The organism is uncultured Brachyspira sp., assembly GCF_910578695.1.
Classification (GTDB): domain Bacteria; phylum Spirochaetota; class Brachyspiria; order Brachyspirales; family Brachyspiraceae; genus Brachyspira.
In genome coordinates, this window is sequence record NZ_CAJTQJ010000013.1 from 1 (window position 1) to 23,036 (window position 23,036).

General features: G+C 31.3%; 21 protein-coding genes. 10 read left to right on the plus strand and 11 right to left on the minus strand.

Features of this window, described 5'->3' with window-relative positions; genetic code table 11:
- Positions 1 to 368: 368 nt before the first annotated feature.
- Complete coding sequence (locus QZ288_RS05400; protein WP_295156041.1) at positions 369 to 1,067, minus strand: zinc metallopeptidase; 699 nt, start codon at positions 1,065 to 1,067, stop codon at positions 369 to 371.
- Positions 1,068 to 1,190: 123 nt separating this feature from the next.
- Positions 1,191 to 2,198, minus strand: coding sequence for a M28 family peptidase (locus tag QZ288_RS05405; protein ID WP_295156044.1), 1,008 nt, complete (start codon positions 2,196 to 2,198; stop codon positions 1,191 to 1,193).
- A 307-nt stretch (positions 2,199 to 2,505) separates the two neighbouring features.
- On the opposite strand from QZ288_RS05405, the gene QZ288_RS05410 reads away from it, so the two are divergent.
- The 3 genes from QZ288_RS05410 (at position 2,506) to QZ288_RS05420 (ending at position 4,858) form a co-directional block, all read left to right on the plus strand.
- Positions 2,506 to 3,342: a flagellin gene (locus QZ288_RS05410; protein WP_295156047.1), complete on the plus strand. Its 837-nt coding sequence runs from the start codon at positions 2,506 to 2,508 to the stop codon at positions 3,340 to 3,342.
- Between the two features lie 110 nt (positions 3,343 to 3,452).
- Positions 3,453 to 4,295 (plus strand): fumarate hydratase, encoded by an 843-nt coding sequence (locus QZ288_RS05415; protein ID WP_295156050.1) that lies wholly within the window; start codon positions 3,453 to 3,455, stop codon positions 4,293 to 4,295.
- A gap of 29 nt (positions 4,296 to 4,324) precedes the next feature.
- Positions 4,325 to 4,858, plus strand: coding sequence for a Fe-S-containing hydro-lyase (locus tag QZ288_RS05420; protein WP_295156053.1), 534 nt, complete (start codon positions 4,325 to 4,327; stop codon positions 4,856 to 4,858).
- Positions 4,859 to 4,860: 2 nt separating this feature from the next.
- On the opposite strand, the gene QZ288_RS05425 is transcribed toward QZ288_RS05420, so the two are convergent.
- The gene (locus QZ288_RS05425; protein WP_295156056.1) at positions 4,861 to 5,349 is read right to left on the minus strand and encodes a tRNA (cytidine(34)-2'-O)-methyltransferase; all 489 of its coding nucleotides are present in this window, start codon (positions 5,347 to 5,349) and stop codon (positions 4,861 to 4,863) included.
- 132 nt (positions 5,350 to 5,481) lie between these two features.
- On the opposite strand from QZ288_RS05425, the gene QZ288_RS05430 reads away from it, so the two are divergent.
- The 3 genes from QZ288_RS05430 (at position 5,482) to infB (ending at position 10,187) form a co-directional block, all read left to right on the plus strand.
- Positions 5,482 to 6,975, plus strand: a complete 1,494-nt coding sequence (locus QZ288_RS05430; protein ID WP_295156059.1) for a hypothetical protein — start codon at positions 5,482 to 5,484, stop codon at positions 6,973 to 6,975.
- A gap of 121 nt (positions 6,976 to 7,096) precedes the next feature.
- Positions 7,097 to 7,834 (plus strand): hypothetical protein, encoded by a 738-nt coding sequence (locus QZ288_RS05435; protein WP_295156062.1) that lies wholly within the window; start codon positions 7,097 to 7,099, stop codon positions 7,832 to 7,834.
- A gap of 28 nt (positions 7,835 to 7,862) precedes the next feature.
- On the plus strand, positions 7,863 to 10,187 hold the full coding sequence (gene infB, locus QZ288_RS05440) for a translation initiation factor IF-2 (RefSeq protein WP_295156065.1): 2,325 nt from the start codon (positions 7,863 to 7,865) through the stop codon (positions 10,185 to 10,187).
- Between the two features lie 24 nt (positions 10,188 to 10,211).
- On the opposite strand, the gene QZ288_RS05445 is transcribed toward infB, so the two are convergent.
- The 8 genes from QZ288_RS05445 to QZ288_RS05480 form a co-directional block, all read right to left on the minus strand.
- A complete protein-coding gene (locus QZ288_RS05445) occupies positions 10,212 to 10,412 on the minus strand; it encodes a hypothetical protein (protein WP_295156067.1) in 201 nt (66 codons plus the stop codon).
- Between the two features lie 161 nt (positions 10,413 to 10,573).
- Positions 10,574 to 10,948: an ankyrin repeat domain-containing protein gene (locus QZ288_RS05450; protein WP_295156070.1), complete on the minus strand. Its 375-nt coding sequence runs from the start codon at positions 10,946 to 10,948 to the stop codon at positions 10,574 to 10,576.
- Between the two features lie 462 nt (positions 10,949 to 11,410).
- On the minus strand, positions 11,411 to 12,436 hold the full coding sequence (locus tag QZ288_RS05455) for an electron transfer flavoprotein subunit alpha/FixB family protein (RefSeq protein ID WP_295156073.1): 1,026 nt from the start codon (positions 12,434 to 12,436) through the stop codon (positions 11,411 to 11,413).
- Between the two features lie 35 nt (positions 12,437 to 12,471).
- On the minus strand, positions 12,472 to 13,257 hold the full coding sequence (locus QZ288_RS05460; RefSeq protein WP_295156076.1) for an electron transfer flavoprotein subunit beta/FixA family protein: 786 nt from the start codon (positions 13,255 to 13,257) through the stop codon (positions 12,472 to 12,474).
- A gap of 36 nt (positions 13,258 to 13,293) precedes the next feature.
- Complete coding sequence (locus QZ288_RS05465) at positions 13,294 to 14,439, minus strand: acyl-CoA dehydrogenase (protein WP_295156079.1); 1,146 nt, start codon at positions 14,437 to 14,439, stop codon at positions 13,294 to 13,296.
- Positions 14,440 to 14,485: 46 nt separating this feature from the next.
- Positions 14,486 to 14,890: a MaoC family dehydratase gene (locus tag QZ288_RS05470; protein WP_295156080.1), complete on the minus strand. Its 405-nt coding sequence runs from the start codon at positions 14,888 to 14,890 to the stop codon at positions 14,486 to 14,488.
- A gap of 48 nt (positions 14,891 to 14,938) precedes the next feature.
- Entirely contained in the window at positions 14,939 to 16,339 is a 1,401-nt protein-coding gene (locus tag QZ288_RS05475; RefSeq protein ID WP_295156083.1) for a GntP family permease, read from the minus strand.
- Positions 16,340 to 16,367: 28 nt separating this feature from the next.
- Positions 16,368 to 17,927 (minus strand): acyl CoA:acetate/3-ketoacid CoA transferase, encoded by a 1,560-nt coding sequence (locus QZ288_RS05480; protein ID WP_295156086.1) that lies wholly within the window; start codon positions 17,925 to 17,927, stop codon positions 16,368 to 16,370.
- A gap of 534 nt (positions 17,928 to 18,461) precedes the next feature.
- Here QZ288_RS05480 and QZ288_RS05485 point away from each other — a divergent pair.
- From QZ288_RS05485 to QZ288_RS05500, 4 genes are read left to right on the plus strand one after another with little or no spacing between them, the layout of a single operon-like run.
- The gene (locus QZ288_RS05485; protein ID WP_295156089.1) at positions 18,462 to 19,076 is read left to right on the plus strand and encodes a V-type ATP synthase subunit E; all 615 of its coding nucleotides are present in this window, start codon (positions 18,462 to 18,464) and stop codon (positions 19,074 to 19,076) included.
- A gap of 11 nt (positions 19,077 to 19,087) precedes the next feature.
- Complete coding sequence (locus QZ288_RS05490) at positions 19,088 to 19,924, plus strand: DUF2764 family protein (protein WP_295156091.1); 837 nt, start codon at positions 19,088 to 19,090, stop codon at positions 19,922 to 19,924.
- 28 nt (positions 19,925 to 19,952) lie between these two features.
- On the plus strand, positions 19,953 to 21,716 hold the full coding sequence (locus QZ288_RS05495; RefSeq protein WP_295156094.1) for a V-type ATP synthase subunit A: 1,764 nt from the start codon (positions 19,953 to 19,955) through the stop codon (positions 21,714 to 21,716).
- On the plus strand, positions 21,709 to 23,034 hold the full coding sequence (locus QZ288_RS05500) for a V-type ATP synthase subunit B (RefSeq protein WP_295156097.1): 1,326 nt from the start codon (positions 21,709 to 21,711) through the stop codon (positions 23,032 to 23,034). The genes QZ288_RS05495 and QZ288_RS05500 overlap by 8 nt, the downstream gene beginning before the upstream one ends.
- Positions 23,035 to 23,036 lie beyond the last annotated feature (2 nt).

A 23,036-nucleotide genomic window follows, 5' to 3' on the forward strand; every position in this document is an offset into this window, starting at 1 on the left:
TATAGAATTGATAAAATCTAATAAAATAACTTCGCTTCCTTTATCAGTAAAAAGATACCTGACAAAATAATCATTTAGAGTATTAAAATATTTTTTATTATCATTAACTTTATTATATTTCATATATAATATTATACTAAATATATAATAATTTGTCAAAATATTTGAATTATGAACTTTATATTATTGCTAATAAAAATTATGAGCTTTGATACTCTGCCATTCTACGAATGTCAGACGCTCATAATTTTTATATTTAGCTTTCTAGTATTTTTAAATTACTATATAATACTTTTTATAAAATATAAAAAAAGAGGCATTATTAAAAAATAATACCTCTTTAATTTTATTTTTTTATTGATTTATTATTAATCTCTTCTTCTTTGAGCAAGCATTAATAATCTTAAAAGCGTAAGTACAGAAGTAACAGCAGCAGCAACATAAGTTAAAGCAGCAGCAGATAATACTTTTTTAGCACCATAAAGCTCTGTTTTATCCAAAAATCCGCCTCTGTCTAATATTTTGATAGCCCTGTTTGAAGCATCAAATTCTACAGGCAATGTAACCAAAGAGAAGAACACAGCAAAAGCAAAAAGTATAATACCAGCCAGCATAATATAATATGAAAAACTTCCTGCTCCTCCTATTACAATTCCTATAAGAACAAGAAAAGGTCCGAATTGATCTCCTATAGCACATAAAGGATAAAATCCGTTTCTTATAGAAAGCGGAGCATACCCTCTGTCATGCTGTATGGCATGTCCTACTTCATGAGCAGCAACACCTAAAGCAGCAACATCAGTACCGTCATAAACTCCTTCAGAAAGTCTTAAAACCTTTGAAGAAGGATCATAATGATCTGTTAAAGTTCCTCTTATTCTCTCTACAGGAATATTTATACCATATCCTTCCAATATATATTTAGCAGTTTGTGCACCTGTAATTCCTCTTTTATTTTCCATTTGGCTGTATTTAGCATAAGTGCTTTTTACTTTAATTTGAGCCCAGAAACCTAATAATATTCCGGGAATCAAAATCCATATATATCCAAAATAGTATTCAAACATATTAAAAATCTCCTGTTTTTATATTTTTTATTAAATTATGTTTATATATTATAACATTTTTCTATAACAATGTTAATAGCTTTAATGTAAAATTAAATTTTGTATGCTGTATTTATAATTAAATTAATATATCTTATCAGCATTTTTTATGCTGTATTCTATTGTTTTACCTACAGCTTCCAAAGTTTTTTTATCTAATTTGTCTATAGTATCCTGTGAAGTATGATGAAAAGGATATCCCATATCTATTATATCTATAAAAGGTATACTCTCATTTAAAAATGGCGTATGATCATCTATTATAGTTCCATAATGTCCGTCAGCAAAATAATTTCCATACCCTAAATCATCTGCATAATTCCAAATCTGATTATATATAGCAGAATAATATGTATGAGCAAAACTTTCGTATTTAAATTTTGCTGTTTTGCTTCCAACCATATCAAGAAGTATGCCGAATTTTATTTTTTGCTTATCTATTAATTTATCTCTTATAATAATTTCATTAACAAAAGCAATGCTTCCCTGTATCCAATCAGTTTCTATCAAAGAGCTTCCCTTTACATCAAATAAATTGCCGTCATCTTCCAAATCAAATAATACAAAGCATATACTATAAGGCAAATCATTATAATTTTTTAAAGCCTTCATAAGCTCTATTAATACTCCGCTGCTGCTTGCTCCGTCATTAGCACCGCTTATAGGCTTATCACGGTTAAATTGCATAGGATCTTTTTCTGCAACAGAACGGCTGTCAAAATGACTTGCTATAATTACATAATCATCAGTTTTTCCTTTTAAAAAAGCGTATATATTTTCTCCTTTTCTTCCTTTTATATACGGGGCTTCAAAATTATGGCTGAACACTTCATAACCCATATTAGATATTTCTTTTTTGAAAAAATCTCTTACCTTTTTATGTGCCTCGCTTCCGTAATTGCGTGAACCTAAATCAGTCTGCTTCTTTATATAATTATATGCATTATCAGCATTAAAATAAAAATTTTTATTTATATTATTATCTTTATTTATATTATCATTTTTATCTTTTATTGAAGTATTGGCTTTTGCATTATTGCATGAGTATAAAATCATCATTACAGCTATAAAAATAATGGTTATATATTTCATATTTTTGTAATTTTCCGCCTATTTTTTATATTATGTTAATTGATTTTAATTTAATTTATTAAAAAGTCAACAAATATGTCATAAGAATGTATTAAAATATAGTAAAAGTTAGCTTATCGGAGTATTTTTATAAAAATTTAGTCTTTACTTTTTTTTAAAAGATATTATAATATATTATGTATGAAGTTAATATTATGCTGCTGTTTTGTAGGGGATGACTAAACAGTATATTTAAAGTGTAATATAAAAAGGCTTTAGAAAATAAAAAATTACAAAATATTTTAAGCACTATTCATGGAGGGTAGTTATGATTATCAACAATAATATTTCTGCATTAAATGCAAACAGACAATTGAATTTAACTGGAAATTCAATGATGAAAACAATCTCACAGCTTTCTAGCGGTCAGAGAATTAATACTGCTGGAGATGATGCTTCCGGATTAGCAGTATCTGAAAAAATGCGTTCTCAATTCCGCGGTTTACAGCAGGCTACTAGAAATGCTCAAAATGGTATTTCTTTCATTCAAACAACTGAAGGTTATTTAAATGAAACTACTAACATTATGCAAAGAATGAGAGAATTAGCTATACAATCTGCTAACGGCATATACTCTGATTCTGACAGAGCTTTAATTCAAGTAGAAGTTAATCAATTAGTAGCTGAAGTTGATAGAATAGCTTCTCAGGCTGAATTCAATAAAATGAATATGTTAACAGGACGTTTTGCTGCTGATGGTCAAACTCCTATGACTTTCCACATCGGTGCTAATATGGATCAAAGAGTTTCTGTAAACATAGGTTCTATGACTGCTGCTAATTTACAAGTTGGCGGAGATACTCCTATTTCTATTTCTTCTGTTGAAACTGCTAACCAAGCTTTAGGAAGAATTGACGAGGGTTTACAAGCTGTAGTAGCTCAAAGAGCTGAATTAGGTGCTGTTCAAAATAGAATGGAATCTATGGTAAAAAGCTTAATGATAGCTACTGAAAACACTATCGCTTCTGAAAGTGTTATACGCGATGCTGATATGGCTTCTGCTATGGTTGCTTATACTCGCGAGCAAATCTTACAGCAAACAGGTGCTGCTATGTTGGCTAATGCTAATATGAAAAATCAATCTATAATGAGAATTATTGGATAATTTGATTTAAGCGACTTATTACAAATGTAGATATTAAAGCCTATTAATAGAAATATTAATGGGCTTTTTATCTTTTAAACTATTATAATCTTGAATAAATTAATAAAATTATGCGTGAAATAGATGTAAATAATATAACAGAATTGGTATCTCAGTTATGTATAGATGCCAATATTTATTTAAATGAAGATATAAAGAAAGCTCTTATCAATAGTGCCGAAAAAGAAGATAAAAAAATAGCTAAAAATATTTTAAATGTATTAATAGAAAATGCTGATATAGCTTCAAAAGAACTAAAGCCTATTTGTCAGGATACAGGTATGGCGATTATATATATGGATATAGGAATGGATGTGCATTTCATAGGCGGTAATTTGACAGATGCTATTAATAAAGGAGTGGCATTAGGATATACAAAAGGGTATTTAAGAAAGTCTGTACTTAATGATCCTATAGAAAGAAAAAATACAAATGATAATACTCCTGCAATAATACATTATAATATAGTTGATGGCGATAAAGTAAAAATAATAGCAGCACCTAAAGGCTTCGGGAGTGAAAATATGAGCAGAATAAAAATGCTTCCTCCTTCTGCTGGAATAGATGGCGTAAAAGAGTTTGTATATGATACCATTAAATCAGCTGCCTCTAATGCCTGTCCTCCTATGATTATAGGCATAGGCTTGGGCGGAAGTATGGAGAAATGTGCTGATATTGCTAAGAGAGCTTTGCTTAGAGAAATAGGTACTAAAAATGAAGATATTCGTTTACAAAAGCTGGAAGAAGAATTACTTGAGAATATTAATAATATGAATATAGGACCTTCAGGATTCGGCGGAAAAACAACAGCTTTAGCAGTTCATATAAATATGTATGCTGCACATATAACTTCTCTTCCTGTATGCGTATGTACAGGCTGTCATGTTACCAGACATAAAGAGATTATATTATAGAGTTTAATATTATATTAAGAGTTTAGATTATGAAAATAAAAAAATTAAATACTCCTTTAACTAAAGAAAAATTATCAGTTTTGAAAGCAGGAGATATGGTTAGTTTAACAGGTATTATTTATACTGCCAGAGATGCCGCACATAAAAGATTAATTGATATGATAAATAATAATGAAAAGCTGCCTTTTAATATAGAGAATCAAACAGTTTTTTATGCAGGACCTTCTCCTAATAAGCCAAGCGAAGTTATTGGAAGCATAGGACCTACAACAAGTTATAGAATGGATGCATATTCTCCTAAACTTATAGAGCTTGGTCTTTTGTCTATGATAGGAAAGGGTAAAAGAAATAAAGAAGTAATAGATGCTATAGTAAAATACGGCGGTGTTTATTTCGCTGCTATTGGAGGAGCGGCTGCTTATATGTCTAACTGCATAAAATCATCTAAAATTATAGCATTTGAAGATTTAGGTACAGAGGCTGTAAGAGAGATTTATGCTGAAGATATGCCTTTGATTACAGCTATAGATTCTAAAGGCAATAATGCTTTAACTGTAATTTAAACTTAACAATAATAAATATGTCTGTATGCTTCATAAGCAGTTATAGCTGCAGTATTTGATATATTTATTGAGCGTATATTATTACTCATAGGTATGTATATAGAATTTTCTAAATCATTTTCCCATAAAGATTCTCTTAATCCTGAAGATTCTCTTCCAAATAAAAGTATATCATCATTTGAATATTGAAATTCATCATATCTGTATTTTCCGAATTTTGTTATAGGCACTATTCTCTTATTATTATTTTTACAGTATTCTAAAAATGTATATTCATTTTCATGTTTTATTAGATTTAAATGCTCCCAATAATCAAGCCCTGCCCGTTTAACTTCTTTAGAACTTATTATAAAAGAAGGCTTTGAAACTATATGCAAATCTATTCCAAGTCCTACGCATAATCTTCCGATATTTCCTGTATTGGCAGGTATTTCAGGCCTGTATAATGCTAATGCTATATTAAAATTTTTATTAATTTGATTTTCACTCATATTATTATTTCATTTTAGTACATATTATATTTTTTTCAATATGATTTATAATAAACTATTGATTTTTTTTGTTTATAAGTTAAAGTAGTAAATATATATATGTCTGTTATAAATTAGGTTAAGAGGAAAAAAGTGAACAAAATAGGGGAATATAATCAATCCACTTCTATATATGAATTATATACTCATTTAAGCGAAAAGATAGTTTCAGGAGAAATAAAGACATTTTCTGAAATTTTTAGTTATGCTAAAAATGTTAACTTTGAGAAACTTAATGACGGTAAAAGTATATTAAAAGGATTATTTGCCCTTATACGAAAAATTAATTGGGGTTTTTTTAATAATTTAGATAAAGATGCATATCCGAAATTATGGAGCATATTCGTTACAGAAAATACAAGATATAATTTTGCGGGGGATTTAAAATTAAGTCTTTCAATAGCTGATATTTATATAGCAATGCTTGATATTCACGGATATACTAAGTTTTGCGAGGAAAATAAAAATAATCTTTCAAAGATGCATGCATTAGATGATTTGATGCAAAATAAAGTAAGCGAAGTTACAAAATTTTATAATGTTATATCTCATAGAAAACAAGGCGATGAGATAATTATGGTATGTCCTTCTGCAACAGATGCTTTAAGTGCTACAATAGCTATAATTGGCGTATTGAGTAAAAAGAGATTATTAAATGAATATCCTAGCGTAGATACTTCTGGGCTGCCTGATTTTAAAATAAGTGCAGGAATATCGGGAGGCAATACAAATACTTCTCTTATCATTACAGAGGACGGAGATTTATCAGGATTTTTAATTAATAATGCAGCTAGAATGCAGGCTAGAGCAAATACTTTGGCACCTAAAGAAAATAAAGTAATAGTCACTAAAAATCTGCAGTATAATTTTTTAAAAGAAAACAGCAAATCAAAAAGCGAAATATTTGAAAAGAATATTATATCTTTTTATGATAATGGTATGATATCATTTAAAGGCACGGAAATACCTATAGTAGAAGCAATATTTAATGAAGAGGAAAAATATAAAGAACAGTTTTTTAATGAGATGGAAGAGCTTGTAAAAAGCGTTAAAGGTAATTTATGGAAGCAGAGAATGTTTACTTCTATTTTGGATTTGATTTCTAAAGTTACTAGCTCAATGCCTCCTTTTCAAATAGATGAACAGGTTAATGAATATATATCCAGCTGTACTAATACAACAATATGCGATTTATGCGATAAGGCTAATGGTGCTTATGTAGTTAAAGAAAATTATAAAGAGGCTATAGATACTTTTTCTTTGATTGTAAATCTGTTAAAAACTATACCTAATTTTGATAAAATGGTTTTGGAATATGCTGAGAGCATTTGTGCAGGATATGAAAAAGTTCTGCCTATATATGATGTTGTTATCAAAAAAGATATAGAGGCTAATATATATGAGATATTTCCAGCTAATCATATACCAATATTTCAGAATGTTCAAAAAGCAAATGAAACTTATAATAAGTTAATGAATTTTGCTATGAGCAGTAAAACACTGAAAAGAAGAAAATCTATATGGTATGGAATATTAGAAAAAGAACTGCCTAATTTAGTAATTAATATGTATTCTGGAAAAAAATAATATTTTAAATAAAAAATCTGTAATTTTTTATTTATAATAGTTATATTTTATACTTGCAGAAATATTTATATATGATACACTATAAAACTATTAAGCCGTTTTTTATTTTTAAGGAGTATTTATGAACTTAAAAGTTTTAAAAAATTTATTTTTGATAATATTATCATTCTCTATAATAGCCTGCTCTCAGAATCAAGGAAGCGGAAATAAAGCTTCTTCAGACTCTATATCTTATTTGAGCGGCGGCGAAGGAGAGTGGGTTTTGAAAATAGATAATTTTACTATTAAGCAGACTAACTTTAATAAAGATCTTCAGGCTTCTTTAATTCTTCAGGGAGCTACAGAAGATCAAGTAGTTTTATATGCTAATGACAGTATGTATAAACAGCAGTATGCTGATCAGCTTATAAACTCTATATTACTTATAAATAAGGGAGAAGAAGAGAAGTTTTTTGAAACAGAAGAGGCAAAAGATTTTATTAATCTTTCAATTAGAAATATTAAGTTCCAATACTATTATACTAAACTTATTTCTGATGCTTCTAAAAATATACCTGAACCAACAGAAGAACAGCTTAAAGCTTTTTTTGAGCAGGCTAGACCTCAGTTAGCCCAATACGGCATAACAGCATATACTGCTGAAACAGTTCCTTATTTGTCTCAATTCTATAAAAATACTTATGCACAGCAGTTAGTAGAAAGAGATTTGCAGGATTTAAAAGATAAAGCTGTTATAGAAAGAAATACTGCAGTATTAGGAGAAGCTAGTATACTTCCTCCTCAATTTGGCAATACAAATACAGCGGGCATGCAAAATCAAGGCATTGATAATAATTTATTGCCAAGAACAAATAATTAAAATTTAATATAAATGGGAAAGTAAAATAATGTCTCAAAAAAATGAGAATAATGAAAAAAATATGAATCAGGAAAGCTCTGCATCTGATAATAAGCCTAAAGTTATAATAAAAAAAAATAACCCTTCTTCTAACAGCAGCAATAATGATAATCAGGCTGCAGCAGCTGTAAAAAAAGTAAAAAAAGTTATAAAAAAGAAAATAATAATACATCAGAATAAATCAGATAAGCATGATAATAGAAAGCAGGATAATAGCAGCAGTAATACTGATAAGAATTTTACAAGATATGCAGATAGTAAAGATAATAAAAATTATTCTCATAACAGCAATAGAGAACATAGAGAAAATAAAGAACATAGAGAAAATAAACAGTATAAAAATAATCAAATCCCTTCTTCTTCTGTAGATGATGTTTCTTCTTTCAATAAAAAAGATAATAAGAAAGATAATAAAAAAAGAGATTATGATAAAAAAGATAAAGAGTATGATAAAAAATCATTTCAAAAAGATTCCAAAGCTGAAGCAGCACAAAGACAGGAGAATAAAATATTTAATAAACTGCAGGCTAAAAAGCGTCAGCAGGAACAAAGACTTGCAAGCGTTGAAAAAGAAATCAGCATAATGGAAACTATCACAGTAGGCGATTTGGCTAAAAAAATGAATTTGAGAGCATCTGATATAATATCCAAACTTATGGGTATGGGTACTATGGCTAGAGTTAATGATATAATTGATTCGGATACTGCTACAATAATTGCCGATGATTTTGGATGTAAAGTTAATGTTATATCTTTACAGGAAGAGGCTACTGTAGAAGTAAAAGAGGATAGAGAAGAAGATTTAAAGCCTCGTCCTCCTGTAGTGACTATAATGGGACATGTTGATCATGGAAAAACTTCTCTTCTTGATGCCATAAGACATAGCAATATTACATCAAAAGAAAGCGGAGGCATTACTCAGAATATTGGTGCTTATAAAGTGAAAATACCTAGCGGAGAAATAGCCTTTATTGACACACCAGGTCATGCTGCATTTACTATGATGAGAGCAAGAGGAGCAAAAAGTACTGATATAGTTATACTTGTTGTTGCATCAGATGACGGAGTTATGCCTCAGACTATTGAAGCTTTAAATCATGCTAAAGAAGCTGAAGTTCCTATAATAGTTGCTGTTAATAAAATGGATTTGCCTAATGCTACTATGGACAAAGTAAAAGCAGAATTATCAGAGTACGGACTTGCTCCTGAAGAGTGGGGCGGCGAGACTCAGTATATTGGTGTTAGTGCTTTAACTAAAGAGGGAATTAATGATTTATTAGAGGCTATTATATTACAGGCTGAAATACTAGAATTGAAAGCTAATCCTGATAGAGAGGCTATGGGTATAGTATTAGAAGCATCTCTTGATCAAGGAAGAGGTCCTGTAGGTACTGCACTTGTACAAAACGGCACTTTAAAAGTAGGCGATTATTTTGTATGCGGGCTTTCAGTCGGTAAAGTAAGAGCTATGGTTAATGATTTAGGGCAGAGGGTGGATAAGGCTTTGCCTTCTACTCCTGTTGAGGTTTTGGGATTTGAGAAGACGCCTGAAGCCGGAGAAATATTTAATGTTATGCTTGATGAGAGAGAGGCTAAGGCTATAGCTGATAAGAGAGTGCAGTTAAAACAGCAGGAGGCTTTAAAGGCTAATGTTAAAGTTACTTTAGAAAATCTTTATGAAAAAATAGCTTCTGATGCTATGAAAGAGTTTAAAGTAATAATCAAAGCTGATGTTCAGGGAAGTGCTGAGGCTTTAAGAGATGCTTTAAATAAAATACAAAGCGATAAAATAAGATTTGTTTCAATATATAGTGCATCGGGTGCTGTTACAGAGAGCGATGTAAACTTAGCCCATGCATCTAATGCTATTATTATTGCATATAGAGTTCGCCCTTCTGGAAAGGCAAGAGAATTGGCTGAAAAACTTGGAATATCTATAGAGCGTTATGATATTATTTATGAAGCTATAGAATCTATTCAAGATGCTATGAAAGGTTCGCTTGAAAGACTTAAGAAAGAAGTTGATATAGGCACTGTTGAGGTTAGAGATGTATTTCATGTACCTAGAGTCGGTACTATTGCAGGCTGTTATGTTACTAGCGGTAAGATAGAAAGAAATGCCGGAGTGAGAGTTATGAGGGATAATGTTCTCATTTATACAAGCAAAATTTCTAGTTTGAGAAGAATTAAAGATGATGTTAAAGAGGTTGCTTCCGGTTATGAATGCGGTGCTTCTATAGAAAACTTTAATGATATTAAAAAAGGCGATCTTTTAGAAATATTTAAAATAGAAGAAATAGCTCAGGATTTATAATAATTTTATTTTTAATTATTCCTGCTAATAGAAATTATGAGCTTTGATACTCTGCCATTCTACGAATGTCAGGCACTCACAATTTTTATAATAATCTATTATATTTTCTATATATTTAATTTTTACTTCTGTAGAGTGAGTATTTATTTTCACTTCTTTTTTATTCTTATCATTATCTAAAAAGTAAAGTATATTGTATTCATTATTGTTATCATAAGTTAACATTTCAAAGGAAAGAGTTTCTCCTGCATTTCCAGCTTTTATTTATGATTATATTTTTTTTATGCATTTATATTCCAATCTAAAATTATAAATGATATACATAGTATATAATTTTTTATGTATTATTATATAAGGAGTTTTATTATTTATTGTTAAAATTTTCTTTATTTATTTCTTTTTATTATATTTGCAATTTTTCTATATTTCTGATTCAGTGCTATATCTAAAGCAGTATATCCTTCATTATTTTTAATATTTAAATCAGCACCTTTGTCTACTAGGAATTTAACTATTGGTTCATGATTTAATAAACAAGCATACATTAAAGCAGTATTTCCTTTATTATTTTTAATATTTAAATCAGCACCTCTGTCTAATAACAATTTAACATCGTTTATTTTATTTCTTCTTACAGAATTTATAAACAAGGAATCTAAATTTTCTGCATTTTCCGCATTTTCTGCACAGTCAAAAACATTATTTTCTGCACAGGCAAAAACATTAAATAATAATAAAAATATAAAAATCAGTTCTTTCACTTTCTTCTCCACCTATATATTTACAACTTTTTGTTTTTATTTCAACGCTTCTATATAATATAAATTTCCGTACTTTTTAGTATAGTCAATTCCATACCCTACAACAAATTCATCTTCAATATCAAATCTATTATCATCTTTTTTTAATACTATCATCTTTAAGGTAAATTAAATTATTATAGCATTAAAATATTATTTGATTTGATGTCAAATTATAATATAACTGTTATATTTTTGCAAGATATAGCTTTATTGACAAATTTTAATTTTATGGCAGTTATTGAAAGACAAGATAAAAGTATTAACATTACTTAACAAGCTAAAATTTACAGATGTAAAAAATACAAATAATATGGATACTATATTATTATAAAGCCAATAGATAAAAGATATTTACCTATTGGCTTGTTTATTTAATTGAATAAATATTTTTTAATTTGTCAAAAATATTTTATTAATCACTTAGCTTTTTTTAGCTTCTATTGCTTTTGATAACTCTTCAGCTAATAGAGGAAGTACTTTATTTACATCTCCTACTATTCCTAAATCTGCTATTCCAAACATTGGAGCATCTTTATCTTTATTTATTGCTATTATAAACTCAGATTCTTCCATTCCAGCCATATGCTGAATTGCACCTGATATTCCGCAGGCAAAGTATATATCCGGTCTTACTGTTTTACCTGTTTGACCTACTTGTCTGTCATGATCTATAAATCCTGCATCTACTGCGGCTCTTGATGCTGATACTACAGCTCCTATTTTAGATGCTACAGCTTCTAGGTTTTTGAAGTTATCTTTTGTTCCTACGCCTCTTCCTCCAGATACTAATATCTTAGCTTCTGTTATATCAACTTTATTAGCACTTTCTTTTACTATATCTAAGATTTTTACTTTCATCTTAGATGTGTCTATATTTACTGGGAATGCTTCTATTTCTCCCTTTCTTCCTGCTTCTTTAGCTAATTTCTGCATTACACCTGGTCTTACAGTTGCCATTTGAGGTCTATGATCAGGACATACTATTGTAGCCATTAAGTTTCCGCCGAATGCAGGTCTTGTCATTCCGAAAACTCTTCCGCCGTCTTTGCCTTCTGTTATTTCTAGTTTTGTACAGTCTGCTGTAAGTCCTGTTTCAAGTCTTGAAGATACTCTAGGACCTAAGTCTCTTCCTAAAGTTGTTGCACCTAATAATACTATTTCTGGCTTTTTAGCATCTACTATAGCTTTAAATACTTGCGAATAAGCTTCAGTATCATATTGTTTTAATATTTCATTATCTACAACTAATACTTTATCTGCACCGTATTCTACCAAAGTTTGAGCTAAATTTTGTATATTATGTCCTACTAAAACAGCTGTTACATCTGTACTTAATTCAGCTGCAAGTTTTTTTGCCTCTCCTATTAACTCTAGACCTACATTTTGAAGTACGCCGTCTCTTTGTTCAGCAAATACTAATATTCCTTTATAATCGCTTAAATTCATTATTTTATTCTCCTTTTCTAAGGTTCTTTTGTTAATTAAATAACAAATTTCTCTTTTAATTTTTCAATTATGATATTAACAGCTTCTTTTGTATCAACATCAAATACTTTACCTGCTTGTTTAGCTCCTTTAGTAAAGGATTTGCTTACTTTTGTAGGAGATCCTTTAAGACCTATTAATGCAGGGTCTACTTTTATAGTTTCTGATGACCATACTTCAATTTCTTTATCATAAGCTTCTACTATTCCTTTTACTCTCATATATCTTGGGCTGTTAGCTTCTGATAATACTGTTACTAGAGCAGGTAATTGAACATTTAATAAGTAATATCCGTCTTCTATAAGTCTTTTTATTGTTAATGACTTATCAGATTCATTATACTGCATTTCTTTTACATAAGATACTTGAGGTAAGTCTAAACGCTCAGCAATTTGAGGACCAACCTGAGCTGTATCTCCGTCTATAGCTTGTCTTCCTGAAATAATAAGATCAGCTTCTATATTTTTCAAAGCTACTGATAATGTGTAAGCAGTTGCTAAAGTATCTGCACCTCCGAACTTTCTGTCAGTTACAAGAATTGCTCTGTCTGCTCCCATTGCATAAGCTTCTCTTAATATTGCTTCAGCTTGAGGAGGTCCCATTGTTATTACAGTTACATGTGCACCGTATTTATCTTTTAATTTTAAAGCTTCTTCTAATCCGCCTTTATCATCTGGGTTCATTATACTAGGAACACCAGTTCTTATTAATGTACCTTTTTCAGGATCCAGTTTTATCTCTGTTGTATCTGGAACCTGTTTTATACAAACTACTATTTTCATTTCTATTCCTCCATAATATTTTATTTACTAATTGGCTTATCTCAAAAGGTTTCCTGCTATAACCATTCTTTGAACTTCTGATGTACCTTCATAGATTTCTGTTATCTTAGCATCTCTCATCATTCTTTCAACTGGATATTCTCTTGTATATCCGTATCCGCCGTGAAGCTGAACTGCTTTAGTTGTTACTTCCATTGCAGTTTCTGATGCAAATAATTTTGCTCTTGCTGCATCAACTGAATATGGAAGATGATTGCTTTCTCTCCACGCTGCTTTATAAACTAGAAGTCTTGCAGCTTCTACTTTTACTTCAAGATTAGCTAATTGGAATTGAGTATTTTGGAAATTAGCTATTGTTCTTCCGAATTGTTTTCTTTCTTTTACATAAGCAACTGTTTCATCAATAGCACCTTGTGCAAGTCCTAATGCCTGAGATGCTATTCCTATTCTTCCTCCGTCAAGAGTCATCATAGCAATTTTAAATCCTTTTCCTAATTCTCCTAATAGATTATCTTTAGGTATTCTTGCATTTTCAAATATTAATTCGCAAGTTGCAGAACCTCTGATTCCTAATTTTTTCTCTTTTTTACCAATAGTAAATCCAGGAGTTCCTGCCTCTATTATGAATGCTGAAATTCCTTTTAATCCTTTTGATTTGTCTGTCATTGCAAATATTACATATACATTAGCATATCCTGCATTTGTTATGAATATTTTTGAACCGTTAATCACCCATTCATTAGCAGCTTCATCTAATACAGCTACTGTCTGCTGTCCTGCTGCATCTGTACCTGCATTTGGTTCTGTAAGTCCGAATGCTCCAATCCATTCTCCGCTAGCCAATTTAGGAACATATTTTTGTTTTTGAGCGTCTGTACCGAATGCTAATATAGGCCAAGTTCCAAGAGAAGTATGTGCTGAAAGAACAACTCCTGTAGTACCGCAAACTCTTGATAATTCTTCAACAGCCATAGCATACATTAAGTTGTCTCCGCCTGCTCCGCCGTATTCTTTAGGAATAGGTATGCCCATAAGTCCTATTTCAGCCATTTTCTTAACAGTTTCAACAGGGAATCTTTCTTCCTCGTCAAGTTCTGTTGCTAAAGGTTTTACCTCTTTTTCAGCAAATTCTCTTATCATTTGTCTGAAAAGTTCATGTGTTTTAGGTAAATTAAATTCCATTCTAATCCTCCAATGAATATTATTTATCAAATTTTTTAATTTTTGTTTATTTCTTCATTATAGTAGCTTTTCCGCTTAAAACAATTTTTCCTTCCTGATTTGTACAAGTAGTTGAAAGAATTACTCTGTTTTTTTCAGGGATAAGTTCTATAATTTCAGCAGTAGCTGTAACAGTATCTCCAAAATATACAGGTGCTGTAAATTTTAACTCTTGTCCCATATAAATGCTTCCTTCTCCCGGAAGTTTCGTTCCTAAAACCGCAGATATAAGTCCTGCTGTAAGCATTCCATGAGCTATTCTATGCTTGAACATAGTCTGCTGTGCATGGGCTTCATTTAAGTGAGCAGGGTTAGTATCGAGAGTAATTCCAGCATATAGAACTACATCTGTTTCAGTTATAGTTTTAGCAACTTCAGCTTTCATTCCGACTTTTAAATCTTCAAATTTCATAATTATTGCTCCTAAAAAATATTTTTTTATAATAAATCAAAAATAAAATCAAACAACGCCAAAGCTAGCAAGTACAATACAAATTGCAACAGTTATAACAGGAATTACAGCAGTACACATTGCAATATCGCCGTAAGATTCTCTATGAGTCATTCCTGTAACAGCAAGAACTGTAATAACTGCTCCATTATGTGGCATAGTATCTAACCCTCCACAAGCCATTGAAGCTATTCTGTGAAGAACTTGTGGGCTTATATTTTCTCTTAAAGCATCTGCTAAATATGTTTGACTTAAAGCTTCAAGTGCAATACTTAATCCTCCAGATGCTGAACCTGTTATACCTGCAAGTGCAGATACAGAAATTGCTTCTGATACAAGAGGGTTTGAAGAAACTCCAAGTAAAGCACCTTTAACAACAGCAAATGCTGCAAGTGAGGCTATAACACTTCCGTATCCAACTTCAGATGCCGTATTCATAACAGCAAGAAATGATCCTGATACACCTTCTGTAAGAGTTTTAATAACATTCATTCTCTTTAAGTTAAGAAGAATTGCAACTACTATAGAAAGCACTAATGAAACAATTAAACTCCAGTTTCCTACAACTTTATCATATGTTGTTCCATAATCTTGAAGATAAGAAAGATTCGCTTTAGGAAATATAAATTTAGAAGTAATAAATCCTATAACTAGAACTAAAACTATTGGAAGAATTGCAATTCCAAATGGTGGAAGTTTTCCTGAATTTTCTTCTGCTTCATAATCTTCTACTACAGGTTCATTTTTATGAACTCCATATCCTTCACCTTTATCCATAGCTGCTTTTACTCTTTTTTGAAGCCACACAATTGAGCCTGTTGCCATAAGTATAGCCCCAATTATTCCAAGAACTGGAGCTGCATAAGCATCTGTTCCAAAAAATCGCATAGGAATAGCATTTTGAATTTGAGGTGTTCCAGGTAAAGCTGTCATTGTGAAAGTGAAAGCTCCTGCAGCAATTGATGCAGGAATGAATCTTTTAGGTATAGCTGCCTCTTTAAATAAAACTGCTGCTACAGGGTATATAGCAAAAGATACAACAAATAAAGATACTCCGCCGTAAGTAAGTACACCACAAGTAAGAATTATAGCTATTATAGCCCTTTCTTTACCAAATTTTTCACAAATAAAATATGAAATACTTTTTGCAGAACCTGTGCTATCCATTACCTTACCAAATATAGCTCCGAGTAAGAAAATAGGGAAAAAACTTCTTACATATCCTGCTAATGCATTCATAAAAGTTTCTGTATATGTAGCCAATATATGTATATTTCCGCTGTCAAGACCGCTCATTATTGCTGCAAAGCAGGCAAGAAGTGGTGCTATAATTAAAACTGAAATTCCTCTATACGCTAAATACATCAAAAGTGCTAGTGACACTATAACACCAATTGTTCCAAATACCATATAATAATCTCCTTTTTTATTTTTTTTATTAAAATACTAATCCCATTTTTTCATCAATAAATATTTTTGATTCCATTTTTTTCAAGTTATCAGCTACGATAGGCTTAAATTCCATTTGATCTAATATATCTTTTTGAAGATCCGCACCTGGAGCTATCTCTATAAGTTTTAATCCTTCTTTAGTGAGTTCAAAAACAGCTCTTTCAGTCACATAATGAACTTTTTTATTGTTTTCATTAGCAATTTTTCCGCTGAATGTAACTTGTTCTACATCTTTAATGAATTTTTTAACTTTTCCTTCCTGCAGGATTCTAAGCTCTCCATTTTCAACGCCTATTTTTAATCCGCCTGTTGTAAAAGTTCCTAAAAATACAACTTCTTTTGCATTTTGTGTTATATTAATAAATCCGCCGCAGCCTGCAATTTTAGGTCCGAATTTAGAAACATTAATATTTCCGTATTGATCGCATTGTGCAAGTCCTAAAAATGCCATATCAAGTCCGCCGCCGTCATAGAAGTCAAACTGATAAGGCTGATCAACTATTGCAGTTGCATTAAATGTTGCTCCAAAGCTAAGTCCTCCCATAGGAGTACCTCCGATTGCTCCGGGCTCAACAGTAGGAGTGAAATATTGTTCCTGCCCTTCTTCATTTATTACCATTGCTATAACTTCAGGCATTCCTATACCATAATTAAGTATTTTTTTGTTTTTATCCAAAAGCATAGCACATCTTCTTGAAATGATTTTTCTTTCATCAAGTTTTACTTCTTTAAGGTTTCCTTCTACAGCAAAGTGATTTTTAACATACCCTTCATTGTAGTATTCTCCAAATGTCTGCATGTGATTTTCAGGAGTTTCGGCTATAACTATATAGTCTACCAAAATTCCCGGAATTTTTACTTCTTTCGGCTGAATACTTCCTTTTTTTACCTTTCTTTTTACTTGTACAAAAACTTTTCCGCCGTTATTTTTAGCAGCAGTTGCTACGGATAAAGCTTCAAGTGTAAGAGCTTCTTCTTCAAAAGAGATATTGCCGTCTTCATCTGCAGAAGTACCTCTTAATATAGCATAATCTAGTTTAGGAGCATGATAGAATAATAAATCCTGTCCTTTGAATTTGCATCTTTCAACAATATCTTCAGTTGTTACGCTGTTAATTTTTCCTCCTTGAAGTTCAGGGTCAACAAAAGTTCCGAGTCCTACATGCGAAAGTATTCCCGGTTTTCCTGCTGCCATTTCTCTGAACATTTGAGAAATAACTCCCTGAGGAAGATTATATGCCTCAATTTCATTATTGTTAGCTAATTCGCCTAGTTTCGGAGCAAGTCCCCAGTGTCCTGCTACAACTCTTTTTAAAAGTCCTTTATGACCAAAATGTCCTGAACCTCTGCCTTTGCCGTCTCCAATTCCAGCTGCAAAAATGATGCTTAAATTATTAGGACTTCCGTTTTCTAAAAATGATTTCTCAATTTGAGTTAAAATTTCTTCAGAAGATCCGATTCCTACAAATCCGCATAACCCTATAAAAGAGCCGCTTTTTATAAGCTCGCTAACTTGATTTGCTTTTATGAATTTTGCATTACCCATATTATCACCTTACTTAGAATAATTGAACTAGTTCTTAATTAATTATAATATATTTTTTCAAAAAAGCAATGTATAATGTGATAAAATAAATTTTTTTTGTCTATAATTGTGAGTTTTTGGATATTTTTAGTATAAAAAGCAGTATGCTTGTTATGATAATTTCTGTACATAAAATAATTAAAGGATACTGATAAGTGTAAATTATACTGATTATTTAAATTATTTACGCCTTATTATTTAAATTATTTATACCTTAATAAGTATTAAAAACCAAAAAATATTACTATATAGTTTTTTAGTATATTAAATATTCTTTATGTTTTTAATTTTGTTAAATATTTATGCATAATATGTTTTTTAATTTGAAAAATGCATGCCTGCAACCATTTACTAAAAAGTTAGTAAAAAATAACATAGTTAATTATATTTTTTCTTGATTTTTTTAAAAATATTGATAATATATTAATTATATCCTTTGAAGAAGAAAATTTTAAAAATTTCTATGAATCAATATATAAAAGTTAAGGAGTTATTATGGCTGAAGAGAAAAAACTAGACTCCCTTCTTGAACGTATATATCAAGATGGTGTTGAAAAATCCAACAAAAAAGCTGATGAAATAATCTCAAATGCTAAAAGCGAAGCTGACAGAATTATCAAAGAAGCAGAATCGAAATCAGAAGAAATTATTAAAGAAGCAGAAAGAAAGTCGGAAGAGCTTAAGAAAAATACAATAACAGATGTTCGTATGGCGGGAGAGCAGTCTATCAGTGTTTTAAAACAAAAAATTAAGGATTTAGTAACTGCTGAAGTATTAGAAGAAGGCTTGAAAAGTTCTTTTGCAGATACTTCTTTTTTGAAAGACTTAATTCTTGAAGTGGTAAAGAAATGGGATATATCTTCAAGCGATTCAGATGTAACAGTATATTTTCCAGAATCTAAGAAATCAGATATAGATTCATCTTTTGAAAGATCTATAAAAAGTGCTATAAAAAATGCTGCTATTGACTTTGATAAGAAATTATCAAACGGTTTCAAAATTGTACCTGAAGGCGGTAATTATCAGCTTCAGTTTACAGATGAGGATTTCGTAGAGTTTTTCAGTGATTATATTAAAGCTAAGACGGAAGAAGTAATTTTTAGTAAATAAGAGGGGTTAGTATGGGAGCATATTATTATCTTATCTCAGGTCTTCCCGAAGTAAAACTTTCTGATTCTAAGGCTAAGTATGATATTAATGAAATTACTCAAAGCATATTATCTGGTTTAAGTGCTAAAGATGCTAAATTTTTCAGATATTTAATATATCAAAATGATAATAAAAATTTAGTAAGTGCTATAGCAAAACAAAAGGGATTATTTACTCCTTATATAGAACATATAGAACCATCAACATTTAGTAAAGAAGATATGCATAAATATTCGTCTATTTCTAATTTGCCATTATATATGAGTAAATTCTTGGAAGATAATAAAAATGTTGAATGGACAGATTCCAGACATATAGAAAATACTCTTTTAAACTTATATTATGAAGAGATGATACAAAGCGGTAATTCATTCATAAAAAATTATGCTTTATTTATGAGAGATATGAAAAATGTTCTTGCAGCTTTAAATGGCAGGGCTTTAGGTTTCAGCAGTGATGATATATCAAAAGAACTTATAGGAGATTATTCTCTGATATCAGCATTGACTAAATCGACAGCTTCTGACTTCGGAGTAGGCAAAGAGATACCATATATAAATACCATTATAGAAACATTTAATTCATCAGATAAAGCAGACCCTTATAATATGGAAAATATAGAGTACAGCTTGGTAAAAGATTTTTTAGAGAGATTAACTTCTGTAAAATCTTTCACAACAGATAATGTTTTCGCTTATTATATAAATCTCACTTATGCTGTTAGTATAAATGGAAGAAATGAAGAGGAAGGTAAAAAACACTTGGAGACGCTCATAGATTCTTTGAAAGCAAAAGCGTCTGCTATGTAATGTATGTATAATTAATTAGGAGATTGAAATGACTAAAGGTAAAGTAACTGCTATTATATCAAACCTAATTTCAATAGAGGTAGATGGACCTATTGCAGAAAACGAGATATGTTATGTATCTTGCGGAGAAGCAAAACTTATGGCTGAGGTTATTAAAATATCTGGTAATAGTGCCAGTGCTCAGGTATTTGAATCTACTAGAGGTGTAAAATTAGGTGATGCCGTAGAGTTTACTGGTTCAATGTTAGAGATTGAATTAGGACCTGGACTTTTGGGTAAAAACTTTGACGGTTTGCAAAATGACCTTGACAGACTTCAAGGGGTATTTTTAGAAAGAGGCAAATATAATAATCTTTCTGAAGATAAAGAATCTAAGTATGACTTTACTCCAATAGCTAAAGTTGGAGATGAGGTATCTGCCGGAGATTGGATTGGTTCTGTTAAAGAAGGCTGGATAGACCATAAAATAATGGTTCCTTTCAAATTTGAGGGTAAAGGTGTAGTTGAAAGCGTAGTTTCATCAGGCACTTATAATTTACAGGATACTTTGGCTGTAGTAAAATCAGCTAACGGCGATGAAGTTAATATAACTATGATACAAACTTGGCCTGTAAAACTTACTATTAAATCATATAAAGAAAAGCCAAGACCATTTAAATTATTAGAAACAGGCGTAAGAACTATAGATACATTTAATCCTATCACTGAAGGCGGTACAGGATTTATTCCAGGACCATTCGGAGCAGGTAAAACAGTACTTCAGCACGCTTTGGCTACTAATGCTAATGCCGACTTGATTATAATGACAGCATGCGGCGAGAGAGCTAATGAGGTAGTGGAAATATTTACAGAATTCCCTGAACTTGTAGACCCAAGAACAGGAAGAAGCTTGATGGAAAGAACAACAATTATATGTAATACTTCCAATATGCCTGTAGCTGCCCGCGAAGCTTCAGTTTATGTAGGTATGACTATAGCGGAATATTACAGATCAATGGGGCTTAAAGTTCTTCTTCTTGCAGACTCTACTTCCCGCTGGGCACAGGCTTTGAGAGAAATGTCTAACAGACTTGAAGAATTGCCAGGACCTGATGCGTTTCCTATCGACTTGCCTGCTATTATTTCTAGTTTCTATGCAAGAGCAGGCTTCGTATACTTAAATAATGGAGAAACAGGTTCTATTACATTTATAGGTACAGTATCTCCTGCAGGCGGTAACTTGAAAGAGCCTGTAACAGAATCTACCCGTAAAGCAGCAAGATGCTTCTATGCTTTATCACAGAAACGTGCTGATAGTAAGAGATATCCTGCAGTTGACCCATTAGATTCTTACTCTAAATATATTGAATATCCTGAGTTTGTAGAGTTTTCAGATTCTAATATAGAAAAAGGCTGGGCTGGTAAAGTTACTAAAGCAAAAGATATTGCCCGCAGAGGACAGGAAGCTAATGACCAAATAAGCATTTTGGGAGATGATGCGGTGCCTCTTGAATATCATCAGCGTTTATGGAAAGCAGAGTTAATAGACTTTGTAATATTGCAGCAGGACGCTTTTGATAAGGTAGATAAAAACTGTCCTATAGAAAGACAAAAAGAATTATTAAATCAAGTTATGAGAGTTGTAGAAGCTGATTACAGATTTGATGATTACAGCGAAGTAGGTACTTATTTCAAAAGACTTATTAACGCATTCAAACAGATGAATTATTCTGTATATCAGTCTGATGATCATAAAAAATACACAGCTGAGATGGAATCAATATTTGCTGAAAGGAGTATAACACATGCCTAAAGCATTTCAAAAAGTATATACAAAACTAGTACAGATTACTAAAGCAACTGTATCTTTAAGAGCAGAAAATATCGGAAACGATGAAATGGCTCTTGTAGCAGGCAGACCTGCTCAGGTTGTAAAAATGATTGGAGATATTGTTACACTTCAGGTTTTTCAAGGTACGGAAGGCATACCTACTAATGCTGAAGTTGTATTCTTGGGCAGACCTCCTAAACTTAAAGTAAGCGAACTTCTTGCAGGAAGATTTTTCAATGCTTACGGAAATCCTATTGACGGAGGTGCAGAAATAGAAGGCAAAGAGGTAGAAATCGGAGGACCTTCTGTAAACCCTGTTAGAAGAAAGCAGCCTTCCGAACTTATTGCTACTGGTATTGCCGGTATAGACCTTAACAATACTCTTGTTACAGGACAGAAAATACCATTCTTTGCAGACCCTGACCAGCCTTATAATGCTGTACTTGCTCAGGTAGCTTTAAGAGCTGAAGCCGATAAGATCATTCTTGGAGGTATGGGGCTTTCTAATGATGACTACTTATCATTTAAAAATACATTTACTGAAGCAGGAGCTTTGGATAAAATTATATGTTTCATTAATACTACAGATGACCCGCCTGTAGAAAGACTTTTAGTTCCTGATATGGCTTGTACAGCTGCTGAGTATTTTGCAGTTGAGCATAAGGAGAAAGTTCTTGTTCTTCTTACAGATATGACTCTTTATGCCGATGCTTTGGCTATAGTATCAAACAAAATGGATCAGATTCCTTCTAAAGACTCTATGCCGGGTTCTCTATATTCAGACCTTGCTAAAATATATGAAAAAGCAGCTCAGTTCCCAGACGGAGGATCTATTACTATTATCGCTGTTACTACTCTTAATGAAGGCGATATTACACATGCTGTACCAGATAATACAGGATATATCACAGAAGGACAGCTTTATTTAAGAAGAGATTCGGATATAGGTAAAACAATTATTGACCCATTCAGAAGCCTTTCACGTTTAAAGCAGTTGGTTATAGGTAAGAAAACTAGAGAGGATCACCCTGCAGTAATGAATACTTTAGTTCGTCTTTATTCTGATGCCGCTAATGCTAAAATGAAAAAAGAAAATGGTTTCGACTTGACAGAGTATGATGAAAGATGTTTGAAATATGCAGCTGAATATTCTGAAAAACTTCTTGCTATTGACATTAATATCAAAATTGATGAGATGTTAGAAACTGGCTGGGAGCTTATGGGTAAATATTTCAGTAAAGCTGAAGTAGGTATTAAAGATTCTCTAGTAGAACAATTCGGAAAATGGAAAAATGACTAATT